The sequence below is a fragment of the Nocardia sp. NPDC004718 genome, assembly GCF_053601535.1.
On record NZ_JBSGCA010000103.1, the window covers coordinates 1 to 9,580 of the forward strand.

Consider the following 9,580-nt stretch of genomic DNA (forward strand, 5'->3'; position numbering starts at 1 on the left):
CCCCAAAACCCGCAGCGGCAAAATCATGCGCCGCCTCCTGCGCGACGTCGCCGAAGGACGCGAACTCGGCGACACCTCCACCCTCGTCGACCCGAGCGTCTTCGAGGCGATCCGGGCGGGCAAGGGCTGAGCGCGCAGCGCTGAGCGCGGCCGGTGGCGGGATCCGGCACCGGCCGCACCCGTTAAGATTGCGTCAGGTGTGCCGGGAAGTCTGGTCGGCGAGTGGTCGCGCACCCGTTCAGCCGACGCCGGCGGGTGCCGCGTCCACGCCGCCCGACCACCGGCCGAAAGGTTTCCCGTGATCACGCGAGTGCGCTCGGAACTGTCCCGCTACCTGCGCACGGAAACCTTCGGCGGCGCACTTCTCCTGATCGCGGCCGCCGCAGCGTTGCTGTGGGTGAACTCGCCGTGGGGAGCCAGTTATCCGACGATCACCGAGACGGTCGTCGCGATACCGCCGCTGCATCTGGAACTGACCCTGGCCGAGTGGACCGAGGACGGTCTGCTCGCGGTGTTCTTCTTCGTCGCAGGCCTGGAGCTCAAACGCGAACTGGTCGTCGGCGAACTCGCCGACCGCAGACGCGCCACTCTGCCGGTCATCGCGGCGATCGGCGGTGTGGTGACGCCCGCGCTGATCGCGGCGGTGGTCGGGTTCGGGATCCCCGGCATGGACCGCGGTTGGGCCATCCCCGTCGCCACCGACATCGCGTTCGCGCTCGCCGTCCTCGCGCTGACCGGTTCACGCATCCCCACGGGCGCGCGGGTCTTCCTCCTCAGCCTGGCCGTGGTCGACGACCTGATGGCCATCGTCCTGATCGCGGTGCTGTTCACCACGACGGTGTCGCTGCTGTGGCTGCTCGCCGCCGCCGGATGCTTCGCCGGGTGGGCATCGGGGCAACGCGCGCGAATCCGCACTCCGTTGCTCTACGTGCCACTGGCGTTGGTGTCCTGGTACGCGCTGCACGAGGCGGGCATCCATCCGACTTCGGCGGGCGTCGCCCTCGGCCTGCTCACCCGGGTGCGTGCTGATCCCGGTGAATCCGAAGCGCCTGCCACCCGGCTCGAGCACATCTTCCAGCCGGTCTCCGCGGGGTTGTGCGTTCCGCTGTTCGCCCTGTTCGCTTCCGGAGTCCCGTTGAATCCCACGGTCTTCGGTGAGTTGTTCACCGACCGGCTCGCGTTGGCCGTGATTCTCGGCCTGCTGGTGGGCAAACCGCTCGGGATCTTCGGGATGAGCTGGGTGGCAATCCGGTTGGGCCTCGCGACGCGGCCCAGCGGACTCGGCTGGCGGGACATGTTCGCCCTCTCGGTGCTCGGCGCGATCGGCTTCACGGTTAGCCTTCTCGTGGCGGAACTCGCGCTCGCCGATGTCGCGGACGGGTCGGCCGTCGAGTTGGCGAAGGCCGCTGTGTTGGTGGCATCAATGGCGGCGTCGCTCGCCGGTTCGGCGCTACTGTTGCGGCGTGGGCGTGTCCACCAGGCTCGGCGGGACGCCCGTGCGCTACAACGTGAACAATACGGCGGCGCGAGCGATCCGCCCGGAGGCGGTAACCTGCGTGACCACGGAGGGCACCGGGAGCACCGCCGATCGAACGGGAGTTGAAGCAGTGCCGGGACAGGGAGAAGGGTCGACCAAGTGAGTTTCAACCACGGCGGTAACGGGAGCGACGCGGAGCGCGGTCGTACGGTCACCTCCATTCCCCTCACGGATGCCGATCCGCTCGGTTCCGCGAGTTTCGGGACCCTGGTCCGCGACGCCGCCGAGCAGATGTCGACCCTGGTCCGCGCCGAGGTCGAACTGGCCAAGGCCGAGGTCACCGGCGAGATCAAGAAGGGCCTGCAGGGCAGCGTCTACTTCATCCTCGCGCTCACCGTGCTGTTGTTCAGCACGTTCTTCTTTTTCTTCTTCCTCGGCGAACTGCTCGACGTGTGGCTGGCGCGCTGGGCGGCCTTCCTGATCGTCTTCCTGCTCATGGTCGTCGCCACCGCGGTACTGGCGTTCCTCGGCTACCGCCGGGTGAAGAAACTGCGCGCGCCGGAGAAGACGATCGATTCGCTCAAGCAGGCGCGCACGGTGCTGCCGCACGGCTTGGGCGCGGCCGCGCACGAGGACCGCCTCGCCCTGGAGAAGCAGACTTCCTAGGCGCGCGTGCGCGAGCCGGTACGGCGGCTACTAGGCTCGGTCGGCGTGTCGGCGAACTTGCTCCCGGATCCGTCCAGCGTCCGTTACGACGGACCGTGGACGCATCGGGACGTGCACGCCAACGGCATCCGCTTCCACGTCGTTGACGCGGCGCCCGAACGGTCCGACGCACCGCTGGTCGTGTTGCTGCACGGCTTCGGCGACTTCTGGTGGTCCTGGCGGCACCAACTGACCGGCCTGGCCGAGCTCGGCTACCGCACCGTGGCCGTCGACCTGCGCGGCTACGGCGACAGCGACAAGCCCCCGCGCGGTTACGACGGCTGGACGCTCGCCGGTGACGTCGCCGGGCTGATCCGGGCACTGGGCTACACCGAGGCGACGCTCGCCGGGCACGCCGAGGGTGGTCTGGTCTGCTGGACCACGGCGGTGCTGCATCCGCGCTTGGTTCGCTCGATCGCGCTGGTGGGCTCGCCGCATCCGTCGGCGTTGAAGAGCTCCGTGTTGCGCAACCGCCGCCAACGCGCGGCCTGGCTGCCGAACTTCCTTCGCTACCAGCTCCCTCGGTACGGCGAGCACTTGCTGACCACCGCCGACGGCTTCGAAGTGGAACGGCTACTGCGCCAACGGGTCAGCGCGGGTTGGGCGAGCACCGCCGAATTCGTCGACACCGCACAGCGGATGCGGTCGGCGATCCGGATCCCCGGCGCCGCGCATTGCGCACTGGAGTACCAGCGCTGGGCCTTCCGCAGTCAGTGGCGTCCGGACGGCCGCCGGTTCATGGCGACCATGCGCGAACCCATCCGCATCCCCGTCCTGGCCATGCGCGGCGAGCTGGACCCGTACATACTGCCGGGAACCTTCCGCCGCGACCTCCATCTCTCGCCGGAACGGCGGCTGGCCGGTATCCCGGCGGCCGGGCACTTCGCCCACCAGGAGAATCCGGACGCCGTGACGAAGGAACTGGCCAAACTCCTCGGCTGAACGCTTCGCGTTCCGGCCCGGCCACGGGTTCGCGGCCGGGTCTCGGTTCGATGAAAGCGCGTACCCACACCGATCCCGCGCTTCCGCCTGCCCAAGTCGCGACCAGGTCCTGCGGCGGAACGAGTTCCGCGGCATCGGGTCGACACCCGATACCCCGGCTCCCTTCCGGTGGTACGGCCGCCCCGCGTCGCGGATCAGCTCAGCACACACGCCCCCGTGGCCACCGGACCATCGGAACGCTGCGAAGCTTCGAGTTCGGAGCGGACTTCGTTGAGCGTCAGCACATAACCGGTGTCGTTGTCGGTCACCGCGGCGCCGAAGACGACCCCGAGCACCTGCCCTTCGGTATCCACCAGCGGCCCACCGGAATTGCCCGCCTGGACGAGCCCGCGGACGGTGTACACCTCACGCTTCACCGTTCCGTCGCGATAGATGTTCGGGCCGGTCAGATCCAGGGTCTCGCGGATCCGGGCCGCGCTCGCGGTGTACCGGCCACCGCCCGGGTAGCCGAGCACGATGGCGCTGTCGCCGGTACGCGCGGGCGACGGCGCCTGCGGCACGACCGGAGCGGTGAGTCCGGGAACCGAGAGCACCGCGACATCGGTGAACGGATCGAACAGCACCACCGAAGCCGGCAGCGAGCCGTAGGCGGTGTCCACGTCGACGCTCGTCGTGCCCGCGACGACGTGAGCGTTGGTCATCACGCGCTCCGGGGCGATCACGAAGCCCGACCCCTCCAGCGCCCGCTGGCAACTCGGCGCGACACCGCGAATCCGCAGCACGCTCTGCTGCAGCGAGGCGGCGACCGGGCTGGCCAGCACGCTCGGATCCGGTGGTTCCACCGCGGCGATCGGCGCCCGCCCGAACGGCCCGATCACGTCCGGCAGGCCGGAGGTGTTGAGCAGCTTGGAGAATTCGTTGGGCAGCTTGCGCAGCCAGTTCGGCGCGACGTCGTTGACGTCGGCCAGCACCCGCGAGCCGTTGATCGCGGTCGCGATGGCCGGCTGCGACGAGGTGGCCAGCGGCAGCGCCAGCAACCACGCGGTGACCAGCACGGCGACCGCCTGCAGCCCCGCGCCGACCACGCTGTCCACGCTGCGCGTGAACGGATGACGCATGCCGCTGCGCGCCGCGCGCCCGAGCACCATGCCCGCGACTTCACCGACGATCACCAGCACCACGATGAGCAGCACGCCGGTGAGCACCCTGGTGCGGCCCTCGTCGACGTGCACCAGGATGTGCGGCGCGATCAGGATGCCCGCGACCGCGCCGAGCACAACGCCGAGGAAGGCGAGCGCGGAGGCCACCGCGCCCTGCCGCCAGCCCGAAGAAGCGGCGAGCAGGGCCAGTAGCACGACGGCGATGTCGAGCCAGGCCGACGAACTCATAAGGTCATCCCCACGGCGGCGAGTGCGGTCTGCAGATCACGGACGTCCGCGTGGTCCCACTCGCGATCCCAGCCCGCGGCCTTGCTGATCCCGGCGAGGATGCCGCCGGTCAAGCCCCAGACCAACATCCCGTCCACCTGGAACGCCGGGCTCTGATAACCCAGAGGGCTGCGAACCAGGAAGCGGTTGGCCGGATCGAGCAGCTGCGCGAGCGGCACGCGCACGACCCGTTCGGTCTCGCTCCGGTCGACCACCTGCACCGCACCCGGCGTACGCCAGTACGCGAGCACCGGCGTCACGTCGAAACGAGATACCGGCACGAACAGCTTGGGTTGTACCGCGAACGGTTCCACGCCGGAACGGTCGAGGCCGGTTTCCTCGCAGGCCTCCCGCAGCGCGGTATCGATCGGCCCGGCGTCGCCCGGGTCCGCCGCGCCACCGGGGAAGGCCACCTGGCCGCGATGCTGACGCAGGGTGGAGGCGCGCTGGGTGAGCAGCACCTCCGCGTCGGCGGGCAGTCCGCCGGGGGCGTCCGGGTCGGGCTCCGGCGAGCCGCCGAACAACACGAGCACCGCCGCTTGACGCGGCTTCGAGGTCACGGTCATGGCGCGGCGCAGCGCACGCGCCCTGGTCGCGGTGTCGGCGCTGTCGAGGGCCGGTTCGGCCGAGCGGGTCAGCCAGTTCGGGATGCCGGGGGGCATTTCGATGGTCATCGCGCACCTCCCCCGCGCATTCGCCCACCGACCCGCGTGCACGCCCGCACCGTCACCTCCACCATTGATTCGTCCACCCGCATCGTCATGCGGCCACTCCGAGCTTGCCCGCGACGGTATTCGCGATGTCATCCACCCCGTCGAAAGCGCGCACCTCGACGTCGGCTATCGAGCCGTCGGCACGCACCAGCACCGAGATCGGCAGCACCGAGGGGGCGCCGACGACCGTGCGCACTCGCGCGTCGGCGTCGAGCACGCCGGGCAATCTCACATCCAGTCCGCGCAAACGGGACAGTGCCTTGGCCTCATCAGGGTCGCTGTGCACGGTCAGCACCGTAATCGCGTTTCCGGCGCGTTGGGCGTATTGCTGCAAATACGGCAACTCCCTGGCGCACGGTGCGCACCAGTAGGCCCAGAGATTCAGCAGGGCGGGCTTGCCCGCCAGCGCGGCGGCCAGGTCGACCGGTTCGCCGTCCGCCAGGCATCCCAGCGTTATCCCGGCCAGCGGACCGTTGCCGGGGGCCGCGCCGCTCGGGCAGTCGGGCAGATGGGCGGCGGCGCGCAGGTCATCGGAGACGCCGGAGGCAACGGGAGCCCGGTGTTGCTCCTCGGTCCGGTCGTCGCCGCGCGGCCACACCGCGACCGCCAGCGCGACCACGACGATCAGACCGGCAAGTGCCCAGCGCCACGCATGTCCCACACTCCTCCGGCCCGAGGGCTCAGAACTCACCGGCCCACCAGCTCGAGCAGATGCTCCCGCTCCGGCCCCTTCACCAGCTTGGCCGCGGCCTCCGGATCGGTCGGCCCGATCCCGAACGACGGACAGTCTTTGGCCAGGACGCACGCACCGCACGCCGGCTTGCGGGAATGGCAGACGCGCCGACCGTGGAAGATCACCCGGTGCGAGAGCATCGTCCATTCCTTGCGCTCGATCAGCGCGCCGACGATGTGCTCGACTTTGACCGGGTCCTCCTCGTCGGTCCATCCCCAGCGGCGCACCAGGCGACCGAAATGGGTGTCGACCGTGATGCCGGGGACCCCGAACGCGTTACCGAGGATGACGTTGGCGGTCTTGCGCCCGATGCCGGGGAGCTGGACCAGCTCGGTCAGGGTGTGAGGCAATTCACCGTCGTGACGTTCCAGCAGCGCTTGGCCGAGCCCGATCAGGGAGGAGGTCTTGTTCCGGTAGAACCCGGTCGGCCGGATGTATTCCTCCAGCTCCGCGCGATTTGCCTCGGCGTAGGCCCGCGCGTCCGGGTAACGGGCGAACACCGCGGGCGTGGTGAGATTCACGCGCTCGTCGGTGCACTGTGCCGAAAGTATTGTCGCCACCGCCAATTCGAGCGGTGTGGTGAAATCCAGCTCGCAGTGCGCGTCGGGGAAGGCGGTCGCCAGTTCACGGTTCATCCGGCGCGCGCGGCGGACCAGCCCGAGCCGGGTTTCCGCCTGTCGTGCCCTGGTTTTCCGATTCGGAGCCGCGGCGGCGACCGGCGGCGTTCCGGAGGGCTCGGAGCCGGGCGGAAGCCCGTTCCCGGAGGCAGTGGAGGGGGAGACGCGCACGCGTCCACCATACGGAATCGGCAGACAACGTTGCCCTTCCAGTTCAGTTGCCGTGTTCCATCTGAGACCTCGACGGTGTTTACTGCTCGTCATGCAAGGACTCGCTGTGGTGCTCTTCCCAGTGGTGCTGATGCTGTTCGCACTGGGTATGGAGCGGGTCGAGAACCGGCTCCGCAAGCTTCTCGAACCCGACGAAGAGGTTCAGCAGTACCTGGACAAGGCAAGCAACGCCGAGGTGAAGGAGCTGACGAAACTCGGTCTGCCCGCCGCCGTCGCCCGGATGCGCAAGCGCCGCTCCCGCGGCGATGAGATGGACGTGGCCCGCGCCAGCTGACGCGGCGCAAGTGTCGCGCAATCCACTCGTTACGTGGTGTCCGTCACTACGCTGTAGTGAGGCCGCGTAGACTGCGCTGTTGGCCGAGTCGCTTCGGTCCGGTACAGAGCCATTTCCCTAAGGAGCACATTCGTGGACGAGGCCCTCGCCAGAGCAGGCATCTTCCAGGGCGTCGAGCCCACTGCGGTGGCCGCCCTCGCCAAGCAACTTCAGCCGGTGGATTTCCCGCGCGGTCATGTCATCTTCAACGAGGGTGAGCCGGGTGACCGGCTGTACATCATCACGTCCGGCAAGGTGAAGATCGGACGCCGTTCGCCCGATGGGCGCGAGAATCTGCTGACCATCATGGGCCCGTCCGATATGTTCGGCGAGCTGTCCATCTTCGACCCCGGTCCGCGCACTTCCACCGCCACCACGGTGACCGAGGTGCGCGCGGTGACGATGGACCGCGACGCACTCAAGACCTGGATCGACCAGCGGCCCGAGATCGCCGAGCAACTGCTCCGCGTCCTCGCCCGCCGCCTGCGCCGGACCAACAACAACCTGGCCGACCTGATCTTCACCGACGTGCCCGGCCGCGTCGCCAAGGCGCTGTTGCAGCTCGCACAGCGCTTCGGCACGCAGGAAGCCGGCGCGCTGCGGGTCACCCACGACCTGACCCAGGAGGAGATCGCCCAGCTGGTCGGCGCCTCCCGCGAGACCGTGAACAAGGCGCTCGCCGACTTCGCGCATCGCGGCTGGCTGCGGCTGGAGGGCAAGAGCGTGCTCATCTCCGACTCCGAGCGCTTGGCCCGCCGCGCCCGGTAACACGCCCCGACGACGAACGCCGGGTTCAGCGCTCCACTGAACCCGGCGTTCCGTTGTTCCCGTCAGCCGTGCACGCGCAGGTAGTCCAGCTGCGCCTGCACCGAACTGCGCGCCGCGGGCCACAGCCGCTCGTCCACATCGGCGTACACGCGCCGTACGACCGCCATCGCGTCCGCATCCGAGCCGAGCACCCGCAACGCTTCCCGCACCTGGCCGAGGCGCTCGTGCCGATGAGCGATGTAGTAACGGGCCACCGGTTCGAGATCCGGATGATCCGGGCCGTGCGCGGGCAGCAACGCCTTGCCCTTGCCCGCTTCCAGCAGCCGGTCCAGCGAGGACAGATAGTCGGCCAGCGCACCACTGCCGGACCCGAGCACGGTGGTGCCCGCGCCGAGGATGGTGTCGCCGGTCAGCACCGCGTCATCGAGGACGAAACTGACCGAGTCATCGGTGTGGCCCGGCGTTTCCAGCACGGTGATCCGCAGGCCCGCGGCCTCGATCACCTCGCCGTCGGCGAAGGCGGCAGCCGAGCCGCGCAGAAAGCCGGGATCCTTGGCGCGCACGGATGTCCCGGTCAGTTCGACCAGATGATCGATCCCGCCGGTGTGGTCGTGGTGGTGGTGGGTGATCAAGGTGAGAGCGACCCGGCCACCGGTGGCCTCGGCGATCGCGGCGCTGTGCGACTCGTCCTTCGGACCCGGGTCCACCACCACACAGTCCGACCGGCCCGCCGCCCGCAGGATCCAGGTGTTGGTTCCCTCCAGGGTCATCTGTCCCGGATTGTCGGCGAGCAGCACCGCCGCCGTCTCGGTGACCTGTCGGAGCTGCCCGTAGGCGGGGTGTGTCAACGTCATCGCAAACCTCGGATAGAAACGGAGCCGACAGTTCCGGTCTAGCGCACCTCGGCGATCAGTTCGACTTCGACCGGAGTATTCCGGGGGAGTTCGGAGACGCCGACGGCCGAGCGCGCGTGCTTGCCCGCGTCACCGAAGACCTGACCGAGGAACTCCGACGCACCGTTGATCACCACCGGCTGATCCCCGAATCCGGGTGCCGAAGCCACGAATCCGACCACCTTGACGATCCGCACCACCGCGTCCAGCCCGACCAGGTCGTGCACCGCGGCCAGCGCGTTGAGCGCGCACAGCCGCGCCGCTTCCTTGGCCGCCTCCACCGAAACCTCCGCGCCGACCTTGCCGACCGCAGACAGCTCGCCGTTCACGAACGGCAGCTGACCGGAGGTATAGACGAGCGACCCGGTGCGGATCGCGGGAATATAGGCCGCGACCGGTGCCACGACCGGAGGCAGCGTGATTCCGAGCTCGGCGAGGTTCTTCTCCCAGTGGGTCACTGCGTCACCCTCCTTCGCTACTTGGGCCGCTTGAGATAGGCGACGTGCTGCTCACCGGTCGGGCCGGGCAGCACGGTGACCAGCTCCCAGCCGTCGGCTCCCCACTGATCGAGAATCTGCTTCGTCGCATGCGTCAGCAGCGGCACGGTCGCGTACTCCCACAAGGTCGTATCACTCATGTGCGAGAGCGTAGCTGTGTCTTATGGCCGCGACTTCGTCGCGGCGTGTTCGCGGCCCCTTTGTGGCTCGCGTTTGCGCGACCGCCGCTGGCGACTTCGTCGCGGACGCGGCGGCCGCGCAAAC

12 protein-coding genes are annotated in these 9,580 nt (G+C 69.1%); 5 read left to right on the forward strand and 7 right to left on the reverse strand.

The features are described from left to right. Window positions 1-298: 298 nt before the first annotated feature. From nhaA to ACWEH3_RS35150, 3 genes are read left to right on the forward strand one after another with little or no spacing between them, the layout of a single operon-like run. Window positions 299-1,603, forward strand: coding sequence for a Na+/H+ antiporter NhaA (gene nhaA, locus ACWEH3_RS35140; RefSeq protein WP_450026399.1), 1,305 nt, complete (start codon window positions 299-301; stop codon window positions 1,601-1,603). Between the two features lie 33 nt (window positions 1,604-1,636). Then, window positions 1,637-2,143 (forward strand): phage holin family protein, encoded by a 507-nt coding sequence (locus ACWEH3_RS35145; protein WP_450026397.1) that lies wholly within the window; start codon window positions 1,637-1,639, stop codon window positions 2,141-2,143. A gap of 45 nt (window positions 2,144-2,188) precedes the next feature. Then, a complete protein-coding gene (locus tag ACWEH3_RS35150) occupies window positions 2,189-3,124 on the forward strand; it encodes an alpha/beta fold hydrolase (protein WP_450026395.1) in 936 nt (311 codons plus the stop codon). A gap of 194 nt (window positions 3,125-3,318) precedes the next feature. Here the strand turns inward: ACWEH3_RS35150 and ACWEH3_RS35155 are convergent, their stop codons facing one another. The 4 genes from ACWEH3_RS35155 to nth form a co-directional block, all read right to left on the reverse strand. After that, on the reverse strand, window positions 3,319-4,512 hold the full coding sequence (locus ACWEH3_RS35155) for a MarP family serine protease (RefSeq protein WP_355078674.1): 1,194 nt from the start codon (window positions 4,510-4,512) through the stop codon (window positions 3,319-3,321). Further along, window positions 4,509-5,225 carry an NUDIX hydrolase gene (locus tag ACWEH3_RS35160; protein WP_355078675.1) on the reverse strand — a complete coding sequence of 239 codons (717 nt, stop codon included), beginning with the start codon at window positions 5,223-5,225 and terminating at the stop codon, window positions 4,509-4,511. The genes ACWEH3_RS35155 and ACWEH3_RS35160 overlap by 4 nt, the downstream gene beginning before the upstream one ends. Window positions 5,226-5,310: 85 nt before the next feature. Next, entirely contained in the window at window positions 5,311-5,925 is a 615-nt protein-coding gene (locus ACWEH3_RS35165) for a TlpA family protein disulfide reductase (RefSeq protein WP_450026403.1), read from the reverse strand. A 26-nt stretch (window positions 5,926-5,951) separates the two neighbouring features. Continuing rightward, window positions 5,952-6,653, reverse strand: a complete 702-nt coding sequence (gene nth, locus ACWEH3_RS35170; protein WP_450026401.1) for an endonuclease III — start codon at window positions 6,651-6,653, stop codon at window positions 5,952-5,954. A gap of 223 nt (window positions 6,654-6,876) precedes the next feature. On the opposite strand from nth, the gene ACWEH3_RS35175 reads away from it, so the two are divergent. Beyond that, window positions 6,877-7,119 carry a hypothetical protein gene (locus ACWEH3_RS35175; RefSeq protein WP_067799616.1) on the forward strand — a complete coding sequence of 81 codons (243 nt, stop codon included), beginning with the start codon at window positions 6,877-6,879 and terminating at the stop codon, window positions 7,117-7,119. Between the two features lie 132 nt (window positions 7,120-7,251). Then, complete coding sequence (locus tag ACWEH3_RS35180; protein WP_039794544.1) at window positions 7,252-7,926, forward strand: Crp/Fnr family transcriptional regulator; 675 nt, start codon at window positions 7,252-7,254, stop codon at window positions 7,924-7,926. Window positions 7,927-7,988: 62 nt separating this feature from the next. Here ACWEH3_RS35180 and ACWEH3_RS35185 read toward each other — a convergent pair whose 3' ends face one another. Genes ACWEH3_RS35185 through ACWEH3_RS35195 form a run of 3 tightly spaced genes read right to left on the reverse strand, consistent with a single transcriptional unit; the run spans window position 7,989 to window position 9,456 of the window. Beyond that, complete coding sequence (locus tag ACWEH3_RS35185) at window positions 7,989-8,780, reverse strand: MBL fold metallo-hydrolase (protein WP_450026392.1); 792 nt, start codon at window positions 8,778-8,780, stop codon at window positions 7,989-7,991. A gap of 38 nt (window positions 8,781-8,818) precedes the next feature. After that, window positions 8,819-9,277: a RidA family protein gene (locus ACWEH3_RS35190; protein WP_450026390.1), complete on the reverse strand. Its 459-nt coding sequence runs from the start codon at window positions 9,275-9,277 to the stop codon at window positions 8,819-8,821. A 17-nt stretch (window positions 9,278-9,294) separates the two neighbouring features. Further along, entirely contained in the window at window positions 9,295-9,456 is a 162-nt protein-coding gene (locus ACWEH3_RS35195) for a DUF4177 domain-containing protein (RefSeq protein WP_085994820.1), read from the reverse strand. Window positions 9,457-9,580 lie beyond the last annotated feature (124 nt).

Bases quoted from the DNA above. Each gene is read 5' to 3' on its own strand.
- ACWEH3_RS35155 (WP_355078674.1), bottom strand. From the start codon at position 4,512: ATGAGTTCGTCGGCCTGGCTCGACATCGCCGTCGTGCTACTGGCCCTG.
- ACWEH3_RS35160 (WP_355078675.1), bottom strand. From the start codon at position 5,225: ATGACCATCGAAATGCCCCCCGGCATCCCGAACTGGCTGACCCGCTCG.
- ACWEH3_RS35175 (WP_067799616.1), top strand. From the start codon at position 6,877: ATGCAAGGACTCGCTGTGGTGCTCTTCCCAGTGGTGCTGATGCTGTTC.
- ACWEH3_RS35185 (WP_450026392.1), bottom strand. From the start codon at position 8,780: ATGACGTTGACACACCCCGCCTACGGGCAGCTCCGACAGGTCACCGAG.
- ACWEH3_RS35195 (WP_085994820.1), bottom strand. From the start codon at position 9,456: ATGAGTGATACGACCTTGTGGGAGTACGCGACCGTGCCGCTGCTGACG.